The organism is Ferrovum myxofaciens (assembly GCF_013181415.1).
Lineage (GTDB): Bacteria > Pseudomonadota > Gammaproteobacteria > Burkholderiales > Ferrovaceae > Ferrovum > Ferrovum myxofaciens.
In genome coordinates, this window is the sequence record NZ_CP053676.1 from 1436602 (window position 1) to 1456576 (window position 19975).

General features: G+C 55.4%; 23 protein-coding genes. 11 read left to right on the forward strand and 12 right to left on the reverse strand.

Annotated features, from left to right (window positions below):
• Positions 1-4 precede the first annotated feature (4 nt).
• From HO274_RS06985 to flgA, 4 genes are read right to left on the reverse strand one after another with little or no spacing between them, the layout of a single operon-like run.
• Positions 5-1231 carry an ATP-grasp domain-containing protein gene (locus HO274_RS06985; protein ID WP_273118022.1) on the reverse strand — a complete coding sequence of 409 codons (1227 nt, stop codon included), beginning with the start codon at positions 1229-1231 and terminating at the stop codon, positions 5-7.
• Positions 1228-2685: a pyridoxal phosphate-dependent decarboxylase family protein gene (locus HO274_RS06990; RefSeq protein ID WP_273118024.1), complete on the reverse strand. Its 1458-nt coding sequence runs from the start codon at positions 2683-2685 to the stop codon at positions 1228-1230. Before HO274_RS06990 ends, HO274_RS06985 begins: the two co-directional genes overlap by 4 nt.
• A complete protein-coding gene (locus HO274_RS06995) occupies positions 2682-3524 on the reverse strand; it encodes an HDOD domain-containing protein (protein WP_273118026.1) in 843 nt (280 codons plus the stop codon). The genes HO274_RS06990 and HO274_RS06995 overlap by 4 nt, the downstream gene beginning before the upstream one ends.
• A gap of 39 nt (positions 3525-3563) precedes the next feature.
• Positions 3564-4256, reverse strand: a complete 693-nt coding sequence (gene flgA / locus HO274_RS07000; RefSeq protein WP_160171580.1) for a flagellar basal body P-ring formation chaperone FlgA — start codon at positions 4254-4256, stop codon at positions 3564-3566.
• Positions 4257-4385: 129 nt separating this feature from the next.
• Here flgA and flgB point away from each other — a divergent pair, with 129 nt between their 5' ends.
• From flgB to flgL, 11 genes are read left to right on the forward strand one after another with little or no spacing between them, the layout of a single operon-like run.
• The gene (gene flgB, locus HO274_RS07005) at positions 4386-4790 is read left to right on the forward strand and encodes a flagellar basal body rod protein FlgB (RefSeq protein WP_273118031.1); all 405 of its coding nucleotides are present in this window, start codon (positions 4386-4388) and stop codon (positions 4788-4790) included.
• A gap of 11 nt (positions 4791-4801) precedes the next feature.
• The gene (gene flgC / locus HO274_RS07010) at positions 4802-5206 is read left to right on the forward strand and encodes a flagellar basal body rod protein FlgC (protein WP_031598782.1); all 405 of its coding nucleotides are present in this window, start codon (positions 4802-4804) and stop codon (positions 5204-5206) included.
• Positions 5207-5216: 10 nt separating this feature from the next.
• Positions 5217-5933: a flagellar hook assembly protein FlgD gene (locus HO274_RS07015; protein WP_031598784.1), complete on the forward strand. Its 717-nt coding sequence runs from the start codon at positions 5217-5219 to the stop codon at positions 5931-5933.
• Between the two features lie 27 nt (positions 5934-5960).
• Positions 5961-7229 carry a flagellar hook protein FlgE gene (gene flgE, locus HO274_RS07020; protein WP_273118038.1) on the forward strand — a complete coding sequence of 423 codons (1269 nt, stop codon included), beginning with the start codon at positions 5961-5963 and terminating at the stop codon, positions 7227-7229.
• Positions 7230-7245: 16 nt separating this feature from the next.
• Positions 7246-8007 carry a flagellar basal body rod protein FlgF gene (locus HO274_RS07025; protein ID WP_031595797.1) on the forward strand — a complete coding sequence of 254 codons (762 nt, stop codon included), beginning with the start codon at positions 7246-7248 and terminating at the stop codon, positions 8005-8007.
• A gap of 15 nt (positions 8008-8022) precedes the next feature.
• Positions 8023-8808 (forward strand): flagellar basal-body rod protein FlgG, encoded by a 786-nt coding sequence (gene flgG / locus HO274_RS07030; protein ID WP_031595798.1) that lies wholly within the window; start codon positions 8023-8025, stop codon positions 8806-8808.
• Positions 8809-8838: 30 nt separating this feature from the next.
• A complete protein-coding gene (locus HO274_RS07035) occupies positions 8839-9501 on the forward strand; it encodes a flagellar basal body L-ring protein FlgH (protein WP_273118043.1) in 663 nt (220 codons plus the stop codon).
• A 7-nt stretch (positions 9502-9508) separates the two neighbouring features.
• Entirely contained in the window at positions 9509-10621 is a 1113-nt protein-coding gene (locus tag HO274_RS07040; RefSeq protein WP_273118046.1) for a flagellar basal body P-ring protein FlgI, read from the forward strand.
• 1 nt (position 10622) lies between these two features.
• The gene (locus tag HO274_RS07045) at positions 10623-11051 is read left to right on the forward strand and encodes a rod-binding protein (RefSeq protein WP_273118049.1); all 429 of its coding nucleotides are present in this window, start codon (positions 10623-10625) and stop codon (positions 11049-11051) included.
• Positions 11044-12954, forward strand: a complete 1911-nt coding sequence (gene flgK, locus HO274_RS07050) for a flagellar hook-associated protein FlgK (protein ID WP_273118051.1) — start codon at positions 11044-11046, stop codon at positions 12952-12954. The genes HO274_RS07045 and flgK overlap by 8 nt, the downstream gene beginning before the upstream one ends.
• A gap of 14 nt (positions 12955-12968) precedes the next feature.
• Complete coding sequence (gene flgL, locus HO274_RS07055) at positions 12969-14219, forward strand: flagellar hook-associated protein FlgL (RefSeq protein WP_031595803.1); 1251 nt, start codon at positions 12969-12971, stop codon at positions 14217-14219.
• A gap of 12 nt (positions 14220-14231) precedes the next feature.
• Here flgL and fliR read toward each other — a convergent pair whose 3' ends face one another.
• Genes fliR through HO274_RS07095 form a run of 8 tightly spaced genes read right to left on the reverse strand, consistent with a single transcriptional unit; the run spans position 14232 to position 19971 of the window.
• Positions 14232-15029, reverse strand: a complete 798-nt coding sequence (fliR, locus tag HO274_RS07060; RefSeq protein WP_200874307.1) for a flagellar biosynthetic protein FliR — start codon at positions 15027-15029, stop codon at positions 14232-14234.
• A 2-nt stretch (positions 15030-15031) separates the two neighbouring features.
• Positions 15032-15301, reverse strand: a complete 270-nt coding sequence (gene fliQ / locus HO274_RS07065) for a flagellar biosynthesis protein FliQ (protein ID WP_031595806.1) — start codon at positions 15299-15301, stop codon at positions 15032-15034.
• The gene (gene fliP, locus HO274_RS07070) at positions 15301-16014 is read right to left on the reverse strand and encodes a flagellar type III secretion system pore protein FliP (RefSeq protein WP_420537398.1); all 714 of its coding nucleotides are present in this window, start codon (positions 16012-16014) and stop codon (positions 15301-15303) included. The genes fliQ and fliP overlap by 1 nt, the downstream gene beginning before the upstream one ends.
• Before the next feature lie 32 nt (positions 16015-16046).
• Positions 16047-16436: a flagellar biosynthetic protein FliO gene (fliO, locus tag HO274_RS07075; RefSeq protein WP_273118059.1), complete on the reverse strand. Its 390-nt coding sequence runs from the start codon at positions 16434-16436 to the stop codon at positions 16047-16049.
• Entirely contained in the window at positions 16433-16894 is a 462-nt protein-coding gene (gene fliN / locus HO274_RS13550) for a flagellar motor switch protein FliN (RefSeq protein ID WP_273118062.1), read from the reverse strand. The genes fliO and fliN overlap by 4 nt, the downstream gene beginning before the upstream one ends.
• The gene (fliM, locus tag HO274_RS07085) at positions 16891-17901 is read right to left on the reverse strand and encodes a flagellar motor switch protein FliM (RefSeq protein ID WP_031595810.1); all 1011 of its coding nucleotides are present in this window, start codon (positions 17899-17901) and stop codon (positions 16891-16893) included. Before fliM ends, fliN begins: the two co-directional genes overlap by 4 nt.
• Before the next feature lie 3 nt (positions 17902-17904).
• Positions 17905-18603: a flagellar basal body-associated protein FliL gene (fliL, locus tag HO274_RS07090; protein WP_273118066.1), complete on the reverse strand. Its 699-nt coding sequence runs from the start codon at positions 18601-18603 to the stop codon at positions 17905-17907.
• A gap of 30 nt (positions 18604-18633) precedes the next feature.
• Positions 18634-19971, reverse strand: a complete 1338-nt coding sequence (locus HO274_RS07095) for a flagellar hook-length control protein FliK (protein WP_273118069.1) — start codon at positions 19969-19971, stop codon at positions 18634-18636.
• Positions 19972-19975: the final 4 nt, after the last annotated feature.

Genomic DNA, 19975 nt, shown 5'->3' on the forward strand with positions numbered 1-19975 from the left:
TTTTTCAAACCGGAACAGCACTGGGCAGGCCTGGGGCAGCATGGCGAGCGTCTTCGAGCATCTGGCGAAAAGCCTGCAATACTTTCTGTAGGGCGGGTCGCTTATAGGGAAAGAGTTCCACGGGATCCATGCCATGGACTACGGCACTACTGTCCGCTTCAAAAATCAATAATCGTCCATCCTGCAATTCGGCACAATCCAATACCACGTAGTCCAAACCCAGTGCGCGCTGCACCTGAGCCAGAGAATTAGCCTGACGTCGGGCAAAATCAGATTCAAAGTGTTCCATGAAGTGAGCTTCTTCTTCCCTTTTTTGCGCGGAATCCTCCATCCCTCCATTCAGGTAATGAACCATCCAATGGTCAGAAATGGCCAGGTGGCTGGCAAAGGGAACACCCCGCACCAAAGCAATCCGGTATTTCCGGAATAAACCATCAGAACTACGGTAATCCACGAAAGGAGAAACAAAAAACACCCCTTCTTCATTCTGTGCCAGGTAGTCCCGCCAGCCTTCCATCCCGTCGATCCTCATGAGCCCTGTGCCTGCATGAGAATCCACGGGGCGTACAATCACCGGATAGACCCCCCCCCCTTCTCGGGCAAAGGCATGCTCCTCCCTTGCCCACGTTTCCAGTGTGGATCGCTCCACCCGTTGCGCCATGGGAGCGACCACTTCAGGTATTCCCGCCAGGGTCAGAGCCACCCCATCCCGGGTCAGTCCGGCGATCCGCGCCGGGTGATTCAGTACGGGTCGGGGCCAATGCACCAGAGCCAATCCCAGGGCCTGGAGCAAGGGAAGCGTTTGTTCGGATTCTCCCACTGCCACCATGGCCACATCGTGTTCCGGTATCTGCGATGGGAAAAGCAGTTCGGGAGAAATGAATAACTGATGTAACTCGATGTCTGAATCCTCCACCAAAAATTCCAGTGGCGTATTGGCATTCAATTCTCCCGGAACCATCAAGGCCAACAAGCGCAGGGCCGGAGCTCGGGCTGCGGGTAACACATAGGTCTGCCGTTGGCGCAATGCCTGCATCTGCACCTCCCGCGCCATTTCGTGGAACCCCCTCAGATGCAGGAGAATAGCCAGATCCAGAAAAACTTCCGGCCCCCCCTCATAGGGCGGGAGAGAGGTACGTTTAATCAGTTCCTGCCCCAGTTCCGTCAGATCTTCTCCGTGGTAGGTGCGCGTCATCAACTGTGCCAAACCATGATACGTGACTGGATTCATGACAATTGAATTCTCCCTGTTGAAAAACGTTGTCCCAAATGAAGCACGGCGCAGATCAATGCCTCCAGATCCCGTGCCCGGGTTCGATGATTCACCAGCGCCAACCGCAGGACACGCTGCCCGCGCACCAGCGTCATCGAGGGAACGGCAATTCCGGATTCCTGAAGGGCAATGGCAATCTGTGCATTCAATGCGTCCACCTGTGCGGGTTCTGCCCGATAACGAAAGCAGACGATGTTGAGAGTGACGGGTGCCATCAACTCAAGAGAGGCTTCCTGGCTCACTTTTTCTGCCACGAAACGAGCCAATGCACAGGTGTGGGCCATCATGGCCCCCAACCGCTCGGTTCCGTACCGACGCACGGTCATCCAGGTTTTGAGCGCACGGAACCCGCGCGACAGATCGGGACCCAGATCGCAGGGCCAATCCTCTCCTGCGGCCGTTCCCCGTTCCTCACGAGCCAGATAACGGGCAGACGAAGAGAAGGTTTGGCGTTGTAGCGAACCCTCGCGTATCAATAAAAACCCGGCGTCGTAGGGCACTTGCCCCCACTTGTGAAAATCGAATGCCAGAGAATCTGCCTGTTCGATCCCCTGGAACAGAGGAGCCAACTCGGCACTCCAACAGCCCAGCGCACCCAATGCTCCATCCACATGAAACCATAGAGACTGTGTCCGGCACAGAACAGCAAGGGCTGCCAGATCATCGATGGCCCCGGTGTCCACGGTGCCGGCGGAACCCACCACCATGAAAGGAGTCGACCCTGCCTGACGGTCTTCCCCGATTTGAACCTGGAGCGCTGCAACATCCATCCGCCCGGATTCATCCAGAGCAACCAGATGCAGGGATTTTTTCCCCAGCCCACTCAAATCCAGTGCCTTGTGCAGAGAACCATGTACCGTCGATGCCGCGTAGACCCTCAAGGTATGCGCCCCCACCCCCTCCTGACGAACCCTTTCCCCCCATCGGGCGACTCGTGCCACCCACAGGGCCATCAGAGTACCCTGGGAGGTTCCTGTGGTGAATATCCCTTGCGCCGTCTCAGGAAAGCGAAACCATTCCCGCGCCCAGCGCAAGATTTGTTGTTCCACCGCCACGGGAATCTGATCACGTCCGCCCAGATTGGCGTTCAATCCCCCCGCCAACATTTCAGCCAACATACCCACCACCGTCCCGCCTCCCTGAACCCAGCCCATGAACCCAGGGTGCGCATTTCCTACCGCATAGGGAAGGATATCCTTCATGAACCGTTGATGGATCTCTTCCAGAGACTGTCCCCCACCGGGGGAGTTTTCCTGGAAAGAGTGGCGCACCGAAGCCGGAATAGGCTGCCACACAGGTCGTTCCGTCAAGTTCTGCACATAGTCCAGAAGATCATCGAGCATGGCATGGGCCTGATGCCGTTCACTTTCCCAATCTTCGGGATCCAGACTTGACCGGGGGGATTCCGTCATAGAGACCGATTGAACCTTTCCGTTTCGCGCGGGACCACCCAGCGCCGTACCTCCAGGGGCGTCATGCGCAACAACTGACCGATGTCGTCATAATCGTCAGGCAAGGCTGCATCATCCCATCCGTTGTCGGAGTGACGGGCCAGATTGACCGCCAAAGTCACATTGCGCACTCTGGAGGAGGTCGCCAGTGCATCTTCCATCAACATGACCAATAACCGAGGCAACCCCCATCGAATCACCAGTTCATGCTGCAACGCATGTACGGTAAACCCCAGCACCTCTTCCTGAATATCCTGACTGCGCAAGGTGCTATCCATCTGCTGGGCCTCGCGAATCTTGAGCATGGGCAGAGGCGCAAAAATCCATAACAACATTTCCGCCAAATCATGCAGCAGGGTAGCCACATATACTTCACCGAAACGCCGATCGTTGAGACGAATGGCCCACTCCCGCGCATAATCCGCCGCCCGCTCGGCGCGCCTTTCCACACGCTGCAGGTTGGTCAGCGCTGCGGGATGCTCGTTCAATTGATCCTCAACAGCACCCAGTCCTCCCATGACCTTTTGGTAGAAAGCATCCAGACCCAACACCAGGATCGCCTGTTCCACCTCGATGATCTCGGTTTCCTGGTGGCGGGACCGATGATTCTGCAAATAGCGCAATACATGGGCCATCAGGAGGGGATCACGCAAAACGACGCGCGCCACGGTCAATACCGAAAGTTGCTCCTCGTCGAAACGCAGCATCTCCAGATCTGCCAGACTGTTTCGGGATACCGGCAATATTGAAGTCTCCAGAAAAGAGACCCATTGGGATAATGTTTTGAATTCCTCGGTCATCTTCGTACCCTCCGAACCATGGATAGCCAGGCCCCTTGATCAGTTTCCCGGATTCACACGGACCATGCCGTTTTCCTGGGCGGTTCCGCTGAGCATTTTTCCGGTAACCGTACGCACCTGCACATTCTGACCCAATGCCGCATTGTTCAGTGCCTGCCCATCCGTACTGATCTTGAAACCATCCCCCACCACCTGGACTTGAACCGTCTGGCCTTGCTGGACTACGTAGGCCTCGCGCATCATATCCTCCCTCAGAACCTGTCCTGCATTCAGTCCCTGGCGTAAAACCTTGCCAGTCAAATCGGTCTGTCGAGTCACCGCCCCAGAATGATCCAGTACCCCATGCCGAATTTCAAAATCCGTTTCATTCAAGGGAGTATCCCGCATCAAGGGGTGACGGGCCACGTAGTAGTCAGCGGTCAGAATCACCCGCACAGGCACCATCCGACTCCACACACTGCCATCGGTTTCGTTGGCACACCGCAAAGCCACCATGAAACGTCCCTCTGGTCGAACCCCGGGGGGAAGAGACAACTGCGGGGAAGGACAGTGTTCCGGCCACTGGCCGTAGGTAGGATGTTCCACCACCACGGAAAGTTCCCCCTGATTCCCCGCCCATTGACTTTCAACAAAGTGCCGTATGGCCACCACCAGCGTTTCCGCTGTGTCTGCCCAACTCTGCCCAGTTACCAACACGAGGCTCAGCAACCCCATCCTCATCCATTTTGCCATTACGCCTCCCGCCCTTGAAACCATGAAAAAGGGGCATAACCTCCTTTTAATCTTCCCTTGACGGATATTCCCAAAGGAATACCATGATCACTGGAAATCCTTGGCATATTATGGGACAGGAAACTCGTGATGGCTACCGCCCTCGATCGCACGTTGCAATTTCAGCAAAGCGCCCTGCATGTTCAGGAAACGCGTCAGGAGTTGATCGCGTCGAACATTGCCAACGCAGACACCCCCGGTTACCTGGCCCGTGACATCGATTTCCGGGAAGCGCTGGCCACTGCCTTGCAGCAGGGGAAGACCCCGCCTTTGTCGCTGAACACTTCCTCCCCCGATCATCTGGGCGCCAGTACGGGAGAAAATGCGGCAGGTTCACCGCTTCTGTACCGTGCCACGGTTCAGCCCAGTGCGGACGGGAACACCGTCAACCTGGATGTCGAACGCGCTCAATATTCCGAAAGCGCTGTGCGCTACCAGGCCAGCCTCCGGTTTGGAACCCAGCAGATCCGGGATATCCTGAGCGTTCTGAATTGAGGTAAATGACCATGTCCCTCTTCGATGTTCTGAGCATTTCCAGTTCGGCACTGACAGCCCAGTCAGAGCGCCTCAATGTGGTGGCCAGCAATCTTGCCAATGCAGACAGTGCGACGGGCGCCGATGGCCAACCCTACCACGCCAAACAGGTTATCTTCAAAGCCATTCCCCTGAACCACCAGGGCGGCACTGCTGTACAGGTGGATCAGGTCATCAATGACCCTACCCCCATGAAAAAAATGTATGACCCAGGCAATCCGCTGGCTGACCCCCAGGGCTTTGTCACGATGCCCAATGTCAATGTCGTGGAGGAAATGGTCAACATGATTTCCTCTTCCCGGTCTTACCAGAACAACGTGGAAGTTCTGAATACGTCAAATACGTTGTTACTCAAAACACTCACTCTTGGTCCATAGGAGCCCCGCCATGACCACCGTCAACCCTACCAGTGCATTGATCGCCCAACTGAACCAATCCAACAGTTCCCTGGGAAATTCCAGTTCGACTTCTTCCAGCCAAGCCTTGGGCAGTGTAACCAACACGAGCGCAGCGGCCATGCAAAACAATTTCATGACTCTGCTGATCACCCAATTACAAAACCAGAACCCCATGAATCCCATGGACAGTGGGCAAATGACCTCCCAATTGGCCCAGATCAGCACGGTGAGCGGCATCAGTCAGTTGAATAAAACCCTGACTGCGCTCAATACCAGCCTCTCCGGAAGTCAGTCCATGGCTGCCGCCACCAGCCTGATCGGACATAACGTTCTGGTTCCAGGCAATACTCTCCAGTTGACCTCAGGCAGTCCCGCCAATGCGGGCGTAACACTTCCTCAAGCCGTCAGCAATCTGACCGTGGCCATCAAAAACAGTGCAGGAACCGTCCTGAACACCCTCAACCTGGGCGCTCAACCGGCGGGGGTCGTTCCCATCACCTGGAATGGATTGGACAAATCCGGCGCTCAGGTTCCCTCGGGGAACTATCAGATAGTCGCCACCGCCACTCAGGGGGGCGCTTCCGTCACCGCCACCCCCCTGTCTTCCGGCAAGGTGGGTTCAGTCACCATGGGCAGTCAGGGCGCTTCTCTCGATTTGGGTACCCTGGGCAGTTTCAACCTTTCATCCGTCGCCTACATCCAGTAACTTCACTATCTCCAAGGAGCAACCACCATGGCTTTTCAACAAGGACTCAGCGGACTGGATGCCTCTGCCAGCCAATTGAATACAATTGGCAACAACATCGCCAATGCCAGCACGGTCGGATTCAAATCTTCCAACACACAGTTTTCCGATATCTTTGCCTCGGCCTTCAACAGTTCGAGCAGTACCGCCATTGGAATTGGAACCCAAGTGTCCAGAGTGTCCCAAAGTTTCACTCAAGGTAATATCCAGTCCACGGGAAATCCCCTGGATATGGCCATCAATGGTCAGGGATTTTTTCGGATGAATAACAACGGGAACATCAGTTTCACCCGCAATGGCCAGTTTCAGTTGGATAAAAACGGGTATCTCGTCGACTCCAACGGGAATCAGTTGACCGGGTATCCTGCCACCTCCACAGGAACCATCATCGCGGCCACCCCCACCCCGATCCAGATTCCCACCGCCAATCTGGCGCCCACCCCCACCAATCAAGGCACCATAGGGGTGAATCTCGACTCCAGTTCCACGGTTCCCACCACCACGCCCTTCAACCCCAACGACCCCACCACCTTCAATAATTCAACTTCCATGACGGTCTACGACAGTCTGGGCAACAGCCATATCGCCACCTTGTATTTCGCCCTGAACCCACCGCCCGCCACTGCCTCCTGGAATACCTATCTGACCGTCGATGGAACCTCCGTACCCGCCGTTGTTCCCCCCGCCGCCCCCACTCCCATTGGCACCCTGGGCTTCAATTCCAGCGGTACCTTGACCAGTCCTGCCGCCGCCCCCCCCTTGCAGTTGGGACAGATCGCCGTTTCCCTGCCCCTCACCAATGGCGCAACCACGCCCCAGAGCATCACACTGGGTTTTGCCACTTCGACTCAGTATGGTTCTCCCTTTGGCGTCAACCAGTTGTCACAAAACGGCTACGCTTCAGGACAACTGAGTGGATTTACCACCAGTCCCACCGGGATCATTCAGGGTAATTATTCCAACGGACAGTCAAAAAATCTGGGGCAGGTCGCGCTTGCTAATTTTGCGGATCCCCAAGGCCTCCAGTCCCTGGGAAATAACCAGTGGCAAGAAAGTTTCAACTCGGGGGCCGCCTTGGTGGGCGCACCGGGCAGCGGAAATTTGGGAGCGATTCAATCCGGTGCCGTGGAAGGTTCAAACGTCAATCTCACTTCCGAACTGGTGGACATGATCACGGCTCAACGTAACTATCAAGCCAATGCCCAGACCATCAAGACGGAAGATCAACTCACACAAACCCTGGTCAATCTGAGATAAGCACAGGACATTCGCCATGGACCGTCTCATCTACACTGCCATGACCGGCGCTTCCCATATTCTGGAGCGCCAGGCCACCATTTCAAACAATCTGGCCAACAACAACACGACGGGTTACCGCAGTGCCATCGACAGTTTCCGCGCCATCCCCCTCACGGGAGAAGGATTGCCCACCCGTACCTTCGTCGTCAACGGCTTATCCGGCTATGATCTCACCCCCGCCACGCTCACCCATACCGGCAGGAGCCTCGATGTCGGGATCACCGGCAAGGGCTGGATTGCCGTTCTTTTGCCGGACGGCACGGAGGCTTATACCCGGAACGGAAACCTGCAGGTGTCCACGGACGGAATTCTGCAAACCAATACTGGTTACCCCGTCATCGATGACAATGGCGAATTGGTGGCGCGGGATCAGATCGATATCCCCCCGAACACTCAGGTGACCATCGGACCGGACGGGACCATTTCCACAGTCCCCGGCGGCATTCCGCCCATGCCCAGTACCACCGTGGGCAAGTTGAGACTGGTGGATCCCTCCGAAGACCAGTTATATCGCGGAGAAGACGGACTGTTCCGCACCCGTGACCAAAAGCCGGTTCCACCCAGCACCACCGTCACCCTCACGCCAGAAACCCTGGAAAGTAGCAACGTCAATGCCATTTCCGCCATGGTCGATATTATTTCCATCTCAAAACAATTTGAAATGCACATGCAAATGCTCCAAACCGCGCAATCCAACGACCAACTCGCCACCCAGATCCTGGCCTCACTCCGCTAAGGGAGATACTCAATCATGCAACGTTCTCTATGGATTTCAAAGACCGGACTCGAGGCTCAACAAACCCAGATGGATGTGATTTCCAATAATCTGGCCAACGTGGGAACCAACGGATTCAAAAAATCGCGCGCAGTATTTGAAGACCTGCTCTACCAGACCATCTACCAGCCTGGTGCTCAATCTTCACAGATCACCATGTACCCTTCCGGCATGCAACTCGGCACCGGGGTGCAACCTCTGGCGGCCGAACGCATCATGACCCAGGGCAATCTTCAGCAAACCGGCAATGCCCTGGATATCGCCGTCAATGGGAACGGCTTCTTTCAGGTCCTGTTACCCAATGGAACCATCGCCTATACCCGGGACGGCTCCTTTCAAACAGACAATCAGGGTAATCTGGTCACTGCAGCGGGCTATCAGGTTCAGCCTGCCGTCACGATTCCCCTCAATTCCACCAGTATCACCATCGGAAGTGATGGAACCGTGTCCGTCACCCAGGCCGGAATCGTCAATCCTCTCCAGGTAGGGAGTCTCCAGTTGGCCACCTTCATGAATTCCACTAACCTGCAAAGCATGGGGGGAAACCTGTATCTGGAAACCCAGTCTTCCGGCACGCCCAATTTAAGTGCGCCGGGCTTGAATGGCGCGGGAACCTTGAACCAGGGATATGTGGAAACTTCCAATGTCAGCGTGGTGGAAGAACTGGTCAACATGATAGAAACCCAACGCGCCTACGAAATCAATTCTCAGGCGGTCCAGGCTTCAGGGCAGATGCTGCAAACCTTGGCCACCATGAGATAGGCCATCATGCGTCCCTGTTATCAAAGATGCGTGGTTCTTTTCTTACTTGTGGCCCTGGGTGGCTGCACGGCCACTCCGTCCACCCATATCACCAATCCATTGTCGGCACGTCCCCTCGACTTGTATAAAACCATTCCCCCCGATACGGGCGGAATTTATCAGGTCGGCTATGGCCAGCACCCGCTGTTTGAAGATGTGCGGGCCCGCAACCTGGGCGACACCATTCAGATCCTGCTTCAGGAAAGTTCCAATGCCACGGAAGCCGACGGAAATTCCCTGATCCATGCCGGGTCCATCACTTCCACCACCCCCGCCATTGTCGGGGCAGTGACTGGTCAACACATTCTGGACGGAATTACTTCGAACAGTTCCTCCTCCAACAAGTTGACCAACACCAACAACAACAACGGCAATAACTTCTTGTCCGGTTCCATCACCGCCACCGTCATCGAGGTACTCCCCAATGGGAACCTGAAGGTCAGTGGAGAGAAATTGGTCACCGTCAACCAAACCGATCAGTACATCCGAATTTCCGGTGTCATCAACCCGGTTTACGTCCAGTACAACAACACCATCCCCTCCACTCAGGTGGCCGATGCCCAAATCGAATACAGAGGAGGAAATACCAACATCGACAGCGCTGCGATCAAAAGCATGCTCGGCCACTTTTTCCTGTCCTCCGTACCGTTCTGAGTACGTCATGCGCGCTATCCTGACCTTCTTCCTGATCACCTCCTTGCTGGCTTGCTCTCTGGGCGCCGAAGCCCGGCGTATCAAAGACCTCGCCACCATCCAGGGGGTCCGGCATAACCAGTTGATCGGTTATGGGCTGGTGGTCGGTCTGGATGGCACCGGGGACATGACCATCCTGACCCCCTTTACCGTTCAGAGTTTCCTCAACATGCTGACCCGGATGGGGATCAACACCCCTCCCGCCAGTGTTCTCCAGACCATGCTCAAGAATGTGGCGGCGGTGATGGTGACTGCTGATCTGCCGCCTTTTTCCCGTCCTGGACAAACCATCGATGTCACCGTCTCCTCCGTCGGGAATGCCAACAGCCTGCTGGGGGGTACCCTGTTGATGACGCCGCTCAAGGGGGCGGATGGGCAGGTGTACGCCATGGCGCAGGGAAACCTGTTGGTGGGAGGGGTAGGAGGAGGAGCCAAAGGATCCAAGGTCCTGGTCAATCATCAGAGCGTCGGTCTCATTCCCAGCGGAGCCACGGTGGAGCGTCTGGTTAATTCTCCCTTTTCCCAGGGGGACTACATCACGCTCGAATTGAATGAAATGGATTTCACCACCGCCACTCAAATGGCAGATGTCATCAATCAACAACTGGCATTGGGCCAACCCATCGCCGCCGCTCTCGATGGACGAACCCTTCAGGTTCGGGCACCTGGGGGTACGGCCCGAGTTCAGTTCATGTCCCGCCTGGAAAACCTTCAGGTGGATGCAGGAATTGAAGAAGCCAAGGTCATCATCAATGCCCGCAACGGTTCCGTGGTAATGAATCAGAATGTCACATTGGAAGAATGCGCCGTGGCCCACGGCAATCTCACCGTGGTCATCAGCGCGCTCAACCAGGTCAGCCAACCCAATCCGTTATCCAATGGAAGTACCGTGCAAACCGGACAAGCCGCCGTCAACATCAAAGAGGACAAGGGCGCACTCATTTTGCTCAATAAAGGGGTTTCCCTCAATCAGGTCATCCGTGCGCTGAATACCCTGGGTGCCAAACCGGAAGACCTGTTGTCCATCCTTCAATCCATGAAAGCGGCGGGCGCATTGCACGCCGATCTGGAGATCATTTGACATGGCCCACGACCTCCCTCTCTCCGTCGACCCCAACGCCCGCCTGGCCTTTGACAGCCAGGCTTTGGGTGCACTGCGTTTGAAAGCGCACCAGGATCCGAACAAATCGCTTCCGCAGGTCGCCAAGCAGTTCGAAACCGTCTTCATGAACATGATGATGAAATCCATGCGCGCCACGGTGCCCCAGGATAGCCTGGGTGACAGTCAACAAACCAAGATGTTCACGGAAATGCTGGACAAACAATTGGCTCAGAATGCGTCCAAGGGACATGGTGGGTTGGGATTGGCAGACCTGATCGTTAAACAGTTGTCCCCCCATTCCTCCATTTCACACCCTTCTTCCCCTCTTTCTAAAGTTGTCGTCCCCACGGCCGATAACCTGGTGAAGAAGGGGATTCCCCTCAAACCCTTGGGAGTTCGCCATGACTGATATGATGACCAGCATTGGAATCAGCGCATTGAATGCGGCCCAGGCCGGTTTGCTCACCACCGGAAACAATATTGCCAATGCTTCCACTCCAGGTTATAGCCGCGAGCAAACCATACAGGCGGCCCTGCCCTCGCTGGGCACAGCCAATGGATTCATTGGTCAAGGGGTCAATGTCACCACGGTGCAGCGCATCTATAGCAGTTTCATCAATACCCAGTTGCAACAACAGCAATCCACTTCCAGTCAGTTGACGACTTATTACAACCAGATCCAACAAATCAACAACATCATTGCCGATCCTGCAGCCGGGTTGTCTCCTGCGCTGCAAAACTTTTTCAGCGCCGTCAATGGGGTCTCGAACGCACCTGCCTCCATTGCGGCACGTCAAGGTTTGATCAGCAATGCCCAATCATTGACCGGTACCTTTCAAACCCTGAATCAGGTCATGACTGGGTTGGCCACCAGCACCAACCAGCAAATCAGTTCCAGTGTCGTGAATATCAATGCCTATGCCAAACAAATCGCGTCCCTGAACCAGAGCATCCTCACGTCCTCGGCCAGCAGTACATCCCAGCAGCCCAATTCCCTGCTTGACCAGCGCAACCAGTTGATCAGTCAACTGAGTCAGGAGATCAATGCCACCGTACTCAAACAATCCAACGGATCAGACACCGTGTATATTGGCAACGGACAACCCCTGGTGGTCGGCAACCAGGCCATGACGCTGAAAGCCGTTCCCGCTCAGTCCAATCCTGCCCAACTCGATATCGCCTATGTCACGCCCAGTGGGAGCACCCTGCGCCTTCCCTCCAACAGTATCCAGGGAGGGAATCTGGGAGGGTTGATGGCCTTTCAGAATCAAAGTCTGGTCCCCACCCAAAGTCAGTTGGGATTGATCGCCACCGGTTTGGGCATGACCATCAATGCCCAGCAACTCCAGGGTCAGGATCTCAACGGGGCTTTGGGCACCCCCCTGTTTCACATTGCCTCTCCCGTGGTCATTGCCAACCAGGCCAATACGGGAGCCGCCACAGTCAGCGCCACCATCACCCAGGCCAGCGCGTTGACGGGAAGCAATTACACCCTGTCCTATAACGGGAGCCAGTACACCCTGACGCGCCTGTCCGACCAGAGTATCACCACCAGCAGCACGATGCCCATGAACGTTGACGGACTTTCTCTTAATGTGTCAGCCACGCCCAGCGCAGGGAACAGTTATCTGATCGAGCCCACCATCAACGGGGCCCAGAATTTGAAGGTCATTCTTACCGATCCCACAAAAATTGCTGCCGCCATTCCTGTTCAGGGCAATGCTTCCTCGACCAATATCGGGACTGGAAGTTTGTCTGCGCCTGCAGTCACCTCGGGCCTCCCCCTCAACCCGAATCTGCAGGACACGGTCACCCTCACCTTCACCAGTCCCACCACCTACAACGTCACGGACAGTACCACAGGAACGACGCTCGCCTCAGGCGCCTCCTATACCCCCGGAGGAACAATCAGTTATAACGGATGGAGTACCACCTTGAACGGGACTCCGCAGACCAACGATGTTTTCACCGTCAGCGCCAATACCGGTGCGAGCACGGACGGCAATAATGCCGTGATCATGGGCGCGCTGCAATCCCAGAATACCTTGCTGGGGGGCACCGCCAATTTCGCCAGTGCCTACGCCCAGTTGGTCAACCAGGTAGGAACGCAAACCAGTCAACTGCAAGTCCAGTCCACTGCTCAAACCAATCTGGTCAATCAGACGACCCAAAATCAGCAGTCCATTTCGGGGGTCAACCTGAATGAAGAAGCCGCCAACCTGATTCAATTTCAACAAGCCTATCAGGCCGCCGGGAAGGCCATTCAAGTGGCCAATACCATGTTTACCACCGTCCTCGGCATGCTCAACTAAAGGAGGTCACCACCATGGTTCGCATCAGTACCGGCACCTTTTACGATAACAGCATCCAGGCCATGAACCAGCAGCAGTCGGCACTGCTCAATACCCAGTTGCAACTGTCTTCCGGTAAACAGATCAACACCCCGGCAGACAATCCTGCCGGAGCCGCCCAGATCATCGATCTGACGCAGGCCGCCGGCATGAATACCCAGTATCAAAACAACATCACGGCGGCCCAGAACCAGATGTCCATGGCCTCCAGTGTCCTGCAAAACATCACCACCCTGGTACAAAACGTCCAATCCACGGTTATCTCGGCCAATAATGCGTCGCTCAACAATTCCAACCGCCAGACTCTGGCCACCACGCTCCAGCAACAACTCACTCAACTGATCGGGCTGGCCAACAGTCAGGACGGAACGGGGAACTATCTGTTTTCAGGCACCAAAGGATCTACCAAACCCTTTATCGTCACCTCCAGCGGGGTACAATATCAAGGCAACAGCGGGCAACAACTGATGCAAGTGGCCAGTGGGCGCAGTATGCCCACCAACGTCAACGGCGCCGACCTGTTCATGAGCATTCCCAATGGGAACGGGTACTTCGTCACCAGCAACTCTGCCAGCAATGCGGGTTCTGGCGCCATCAGTCAAGGCGGTTTGGCCTCCCCACCCCCCACCCCTGCCCAACAGGGCAACCACTACACCCTGACTTTCAGTATCACCGCAGGAGTCACGACCTACACCGTGTCCGGTACCGATGCCAGTGGCGTAGCACTGCCCGCCGCCAGCCTTCCATCGGCCAATCAACCCTACACCAGCGGTCAAACCATCGCCTTCAACGGCATTCAGTTCAACATTCAGGGGCAACCGGCCAACGGAGACAGTTTCAACGTGGCTCCCAGCACCCATGTCCCCATTTTTCAGACGGTACAAAACCTCATCACTCTACTCAACACCCCCTTGCCCGCGGGAAACAGTACCGCATCCAGCAATTTCACCCAACAACTCCAGACCGCCGAAGGAAATCTGAATCAGGGACTCAACGCCATCCTGACCGGCAATGTTGCCTTGGGAACCAACCTCAGCACCCTGACCAACCTGACGGCAACAGAAAACAGTCTGAACATTCAGTACCAGTCGACCATATCCCAAATACAGGATACCAATTACACCTCAACCCTCAGTCTTCTGTCCCAGGAAAAACTCAGTTTGCAAGCCGCCATGCAGTCCTTCACTTCCATCTCCAGTCTGTCATTGTTCAACTATCTGCGCTGATTACATTTGTCGTCAATGCAGCAGTCCAGTGGTCATTCGTAGCCCCATCTCGATACTGGCATGAATCATCCGCTCCGCCAAAACAGGCAAGGCAGGTAGGGAAAAGTCCAGCACGATGAACCCTACCGCCAAGGTCAACGGGAAACCCACCGCAAAAAGATTCAACTGGGGAGCCGCGCGTGTCAATACGCCCAGACCCAGATTGGTAACGAGCAAAGCCGCCAATACGGGCAAGGACAGTCGCAATGCATCCACGAACAATGCCCCCGCCCAGACCAGCCCGATTTGCCACCCCTGAGCATGGAATTGCAAGGCAGGATCCAAAGGAATTTGCTGAAAACTATCTGCCAATGCATCGATGACCAGCAGATGTCCATCCATGGACAGAAAAATCAGCGTAAAAAGAATCGTCAAAAACTGTCCAACCAAGGGTCGAAAAGTTGCATGGGTGGGATCATAGAAACTGGCAAACCCCAACCCCATTTGCAGCCCCATCATATCGCCCGCCATGGTTACCGCCGCAAAAACGATGTTCAGACAAAAACCCAGAATAAGGCCAATCCCTATTTGCTCCAGCAGAAGCATCCCCCCCTCGAGGGTGACCAGGCTCACAGAGGGATGAGTCGGAGGAAGAGCCGGCGCGATGACCAGGGTCAAAGCCAAGCCAAGACCAATCCGCACCTGTACCGGAGCAGGTGATTGTCCGAGCACGGGGGCCGTGGCCAGTACCGACAAAATTCGGGCCAAGGGAAGAAAAAACTGGGCGATCCAGGCATCCCACTGCGTGGAGGTGACCGTCAACAGGTCCATGATCAACCCACCATGGCGGGGATTCCTTCATAAAGACGGTGAATGTAGTCCACCATCAAACTGATCATCCAGGGTCCGAGAATGACCAGTACCAACACCAACCCCAACATTTTCGGAATAAAGGACAGGGTCATTTCATTGATCTGGGTAGCAGCTTGAAAAATACTGATGATCAATCCGATGCCCAGCGCCACCAACAGGATGGGGGCCGACACGACCACCGCCAGGGTCAGTGCCTGCTGACCCAGGGTCATGACACTTTCAGGCGTCATCATGGATTGAAACTCTGCACCAGGGAACCGATGAGCAGGTTCCAGCCATCCGCCAGGACGAACAGCATCAACTTGAAAGGCAAAGAAATCACCGATGGTGAGACCATCATCATCCCCATGGACATCAACACACTGGCCACAACCATATCGATGATCAGGAAGGGAATGAAGATGACGAAGCCAATCTGAAAAGCGGTTTTCAACTCGCTTGTCACAAAGGCCGGAACCAACACCTTGAAGGGGACCTGATCCGGTGTTTGCAACGCAGCGCTATTGGATATCTTGACGAACAGCGCCAGGTCACTTTCACGGGTTTGGTGAAGCATGAAGGTTTTCAGGGGAATACTGCCTCGATCCACCGCCTCCTGAAGAGAGATTTTTTCTTCGCTATAGGGGGACCAAGCCGTGGTATACACTTTATCGTACACCGGAGCCATGACAAAAAACGTTAGAAACAGGGCCAACCCAATCAGAACCTGATTGGGGGGAGAGGTCTGGGTCCCAAGCGCCGAACGCATGAGGGAGAGCACGATGATGATGCGCGTAAACCCCGTCATCATCAACAGCAAGGCTGGCAAGAAACTGAGGGAAGTGAGCAGGATCAGGGTTTGCAGACTGAAAGAGTAGGTTTGCACTCCTCCCGTACCGGGTGTACTGATTACCCCGATACCCGGCAGAGTCGCTCCCCATACCCCTTCCACACACCCCCCCAGTAAAAGCCCCAGGCCCCATTTCACCGAATTTCTCACCCCTCCAACTCCCCGTCCTTTCCACCGGGTCTGGGTAATATGTGCAGGGTCTGGACCTGACCAGGGGCGACGCCCACCACCACCCACGTATCCCGAACTTCCACCACCACTACCCGTTCACGCTGCCCCACGGCCAGGGAACTGACGATACGCAGGGACTGCCTGCCTTTCCCTGCGGAGGAAGAGGCCCACTGAAACTTTTTCAAAGCCCAAGCCACCCCCGCCATCAGGGCCAATACCAGCCCCAGACTCAGGACGATCTGTATTCCGGTGGTCCAGGTCAGCACCGTCGGCGGTGCGTAGGTAACGTGTCCACTCCCGGACTCCAGAGCCCAAACCAACTCCGGGCCGACACCCAGCCCCATGACAAAAACAAGAAACTTCATCGATTCAAACGACGCATGCGTTCCGAAGGCGTAATGATGTCCGTCAGACGAATGCCGAATTTCTCATTGACCACCACCACTTCCCCTTGCGCGATCAAAAACCCGTTCACTAACACATCCAGAGGTTCTCCCGCCATACCACTCAATTCCACCACGGATCCTTGAGCCAACTGCAACAAGTTTTTGATGGGCATCTTGGTACGCCCCAACTCCACGGTAATATTGACCGGAATGTCCATGATCATTTCCAGGTCCTGATGCCCGGACACCGGTGGTTCCTGCCCAAAGGTCTGAAAGACATGGGGTTCTGTCTGAAGGGGCGGAGAGAAAGGGCGCTCCTCGGCCAAGGCATGGGCTTCCGTCAGCGAAGAGGGAGCCACCGTGCTGGTGGCCGCAGCCTGTTCCGCCATGGCTGCACCCCAGTCATCTGCGCTAATTTCCTGATCTTCTTCATTCATTGTTTCATTCCTTCTCCGTTGAGCCCCTCCGAAGCAGACAAAAGACGCTCGACTTTCAAGGCATACTGATTGTTGAAAACGCCATAGTGGCACTCCATGACAGGCACATTGTCCACCTTACCCTGTACCAGTTCATTCATTTTGAGGGGAATCACATCGCCGGGCTTGAGATTCAGGAGTTGTGCCACAGTAACGCGCCCCTCTGCCAATTCCGCCACCAACTCGATCATGGCGGATTGCACCTGAAGCGAGAGCAGTTGCATCCAGCGTCGGTCCAGAGACAGGTGATCTCCCTGCATGGAACTGTAAAGCAGTTCCCGAATGGGTTCGATCATGGAATAAGGCAAACAGATATGTACTCCGCCTCCCCCGCCTCCCCCAAATTCCACATCAAACGTAGTGGCAACCACCACTTCGTTGGGGGTTGCGATGTTGGCAAACTGGGGGTTCATTTCGGAACGAACGAACTGAAATTCCAGGGGGTAAATCCCATCCCAGGACTTGCCATAAGCCAGAAATAAAGCATCCAGCATCTTCTGGATGATGCGGTGTTCCGTCTGGGTAAATTCCCGTCCTTCCACGCGGGTATGAAATCGTCCATCCCCCCCGAACAAATTATCCACCACCAGAAAAATCAAATTAGGATCAAAAACGAAGAGCGCATTTCCCCGTAAAGGCTTGGCTTGAACCAGATTGATATTGGCCGGGACCTGCAGGTTACGTATGAATTCACTGAACTTGAGCACCCGCAACTGCCCCACCGAGACATCCGCTGCACGCCGTACCAGATTGAATAACTCAATTCTGAATAAACGCGTAAAACGTTCATTGATGATCTCCATGGTAGGCATACGCCCACGCACGATTCGTTCCTGCTTTCCCAGATTGTAGAGGCGAGCCCCTTCATGAGATTCCTCTCCGGCTTGGGCAGATTCCTCTCCCCCCTCACCCGTCACACCGCGTAATAGGGAATCGACTTCTTCCTGAGAAAGGAAATCGCTGTTCATGGTCTATTGGATGATGAAATCCGTGAATAAAACATCCACCACGCCATCCCGGCTACCCCCATCTTCGTTGGGTTCGGGCAAAAAATCCTTGACCGATACCGGTTTTTGAGGCGCTGGAACCACGGGTTTGACGTCCACCTGTTGCAAAGCTGCAGATAAACCGCCCGAACTTCCCGAAACAGGGGCAACAGGTGTCTGTGCCACGGGAGCAGCAGGCGGTGAAAGATCGGGGGGAGGGGTTTTCTTGAATCCCAGAATCTTGTTGGTCAAATAGAGAATTTCTGCAGCCAACCGTTTCTTGCCTTGCAGGGTTTGCAATTCCGAAGCCCGTTTACTGGAAAGCAGTTCCAGCAAGCGACTGCGGATCTCCGGCATTTCTTTCTTGATTTTTTCTTCCAGTTCCGGATCGTATGTCTTCAGGGTAATGCCCAGTTGCATCACTTGATCTCCTTGCTCCTGAACCAGATTGACCGTAAATCGATCCAGGGGAACAAACAGGGCGGGAGCCGTAGGTTCGGAGGATTTTTTCTTGTTTTCTTCCGCATGAGCCTTGTTTTTAACCAAAAAGAACCAGGCCGCCCCACCGCCCGCTGCCAGCACCACCAGCACGGCTGCAATGATGAGAATCAGAGTTTTCTTGGACTTGCGAGGAACTTCCTCTACCTCAGCGGATGCTTTTTTATCATCTTTTTTCGTTGACATCTCGTCACTCGTCCCCAAATAAGGTAACCATCACGCAAAGGTATCCACCAACCCAACCCCCTGTCGGATCACTCCCCCCCTTGCGCCCATGGGCACAGAGGATACCTCAAGCGTGCGTTTCGTGGCAGAGAAATTTTCTCGCGCCATCTGTCGCTGCGAAGGAGAACCCTGCGCCCCCTGATCGCTCACGGTCGCTTGCCCAAGAGACAATCCGCTCCCTGCCAACATTTCCCGCAAATGGGGAAGCGCGTGTTGAATTGCCTCACGCACCGCCGCATGAGGCGAACTAAAGAAGGCATCGGCCTGGGCCCCCGACACCTGCACCACGACGCTCATGGGCCCCAGATCCGGGGGATTGAGATGCAATTCGGCACTTTGCTGGGACTGGCCTACCATCCAGGTCACCTTCTGGGAAAATTCCGTTCCCCAACCCATTTGCCCAACGGGAATCATTATGCTCGAAGATGCCGTCTCTGCGCCGACGGTAGCGCCGCTCGAGGACATCAGAAGGCCATTGAGTGCAGAATGTCCCGGTGCCGTATGCGCAGAGGGAGAGGTCAAAGAAACCGCCAAGGAATCAGGGCTCCCCTGACCGCCGGAAGTTCCCACGCCGGAGGATAGGGAAAAAGACCCATTCCCACCCACCGAAAGCGAAAAATTCGGCTCGTTTCCGGAGGTCAAGGACGTTGTTGCCGCATTCTTCTGCACCACCGACCCTTGCCCGGTTCCCCCAGCGGCCCCCGCGGAAGAAGACAGGGCGGCAGCTCCCCCAACGGCTGCCTCCGAAGGCACAGGCGTTTGTTCCGTTTTCGCTGGTGGCATCCACACATGGGGAGGCATCAACGCCGCCACCCCCATTTGTCCTGCCAGAGAACTCTGAGAAGACTTTTTGGTAGTCGGTTGGGATACCACCGTTCCATTGGCCGAAGAAACGTTCGTCCCCGAATTTGCGACCACGGCGGTGGTTGCTCCGCCCTCGATGGCCCCGCCCGCCATTTGAGAGGGATCAAGGGCCTGAAGTTGGCCTTGGATCTGTTGCTTTTTTTCTGCGGAATGCGCAGAAATCGTTTGAACGGCGGGCGTCTGACTTTTGGTCACCCCGGAATTGGCGGTGCCTCCCGACTGAGAACCCTTCGTGGGGGGTGAACGACCCTCAGAAGCATGGGGGGACTGTTCCTCTGGACCATGAACGGAAACTGACGTTCCCGTAACGCTTTGCGGACGTTGAGCCGAGGCCCCATGGTCAGACAAGCGCTGAGACAATAGTGCCGTGAAACTCCCCTCTCCGGTCTGTTGGGCAGCGGAACGGGCAGGCTTGTTGGCTCCGGAAACTGGCGCGTTACGAACCACGGGTACGGATTGCATCATGACA

Bases quoted from the DNA above. Each gene is read 5' to 3' on its own strand.
- HO274_RS06985 (WP_273118022.1), bottom strand. From the start codon at position 1,231: ATGAATCCAGTCACGTATCATGGTTTGGCACAGTTGATGACGCGCACC.
- HO274_RS06990 (WP_273118024.1), bottom strand. From the start codon at position 2,685: ATGACGGAATCCCCCCGGTCAAGTCTGGATCCCGAAGATTGGGAAAGT.
- HO274_RS06995 (WP_273118026.1), bottom strand. From the start codon at position 3,524: ATGACCGAGGAATTCAAAACATTATCCCAATGGGTCTCTTTTCTGGAG.
- flgA (WP_160171580.1), bottom strand. From the start codon at position 4,256: ATGGCAAAATGGATGAGGATGGGGTTGCTGAGCCTCGTGTTGGTAACT.
- flgB (WP_273118031.1), top strand. From the start codon at position 4,386: ATGGCTACCGCCCTCGATCGCACGTTGCAATTTCAGCAAAGCGCCCTG.
- flgC (WP_031598782.1), top strand. From the start codon at position 4,802: ATGTCCCTCTTCGATGTTCTGAGCATTTCCAGTTCGGCACTGACAGCC.
- HO274_RS07015 (WP_031598784.1), top strand. From the start codon at position 5,217: ATGACCACCGTCAACCCTACCAGTGCATTGATCGCCCAACTGAACCAA.
- flgE (WP_273118038.1), top strand. From the start codon at position 5,961: ATGGCTTTTCAACAAGGACTCAGCGGACTGGATGCCTCTGCCAGCCAA.
- HO274_RS07025 (WP_031595797.1), top strand. From the start codon at position 7,246: ATGGACCGTCTCATCTACACTGCCATGACCGGCGCTTCCCATATTCTG.
- flgG (WP_031595798.1), top strand. From the start codon at position 8,023: ATGCAACGTTCTCTATGGATTTCAAAGACCGGACTCGAGGCTCAACAA.
- HO274_RS07040 (WP_273118046.1), top strand. From the start codon at position 9,509: ATGCGCGCTATCCTGACCTTCTTCCTGATCACCTCCTTGCTGGCTTGC.
- HO274_RS07045 (WP_273118049.1), top strand. From the start codon at position 10,623: ATGGCCCACGACCTCCCTCTCTCCGTCGACCCCAACGCCCGCCTGGCC.
- flgK (WP_273118051.1), top strand. From the start codon at position 11,044: ATGACTGATATGATGACCAGCATTGGAATCAGCGCATTGAATGCGGCC.
- flgL (WP_031595803.1), top strand. From the start codon at position 12,969: ATGGTTCGCATCAGTACCGGCACCTTTTACGATAACAGCATCCAGGCC.
- fliR (WP_200874307.1), bottom strand. From the start codon at position 15,029: ATGGACCTGTTGACGGTCACCTCCACGCAGTGGGATGCCTGGATCGCC.
- fliQ (WP_031595806.1), bottom strand. From the start codon at position 15,301: ATGACGCCTGAAAGTGTCATGACCCTGGGTCAGCAGGCACTGACCCTG.
- fliO (WP_273118059.1), bottom strand. From the start codon at position 16,436: ATGAAGTTTCTTGTTTTTGTCATGGGGCTGGGTGTCGGCCCGGAGTTG.
- fliN (WP_273118062.1), bottom strand. From the start codon at position 16,894: ATGAATGAAGAAGATCAGGAAATTAGCGCAGATGACTGGGGTGCAGCC.
- fliM (WP_031595810.1), bottom strand. From the start codon at position 17,901: ATGAACAGCGATTTCCTTTCTCAGGAAGAAGTCGATTCCCTATTACGC.
- fliL (WP_273118066.1), bottom strand. From the start codon at position 18,603: ATGTCAACGAAAAAAGATGATAAAAAAGCATCCGCTGAGGTAGAGGAA.
- HO274_RS07095 (WP_273118069.1), bottom strand. From the start codon at position 19,971: ATGATGCAATCCGTACCCGTGGTTCGTAACGCGCCAGTTTCCGGAGCC.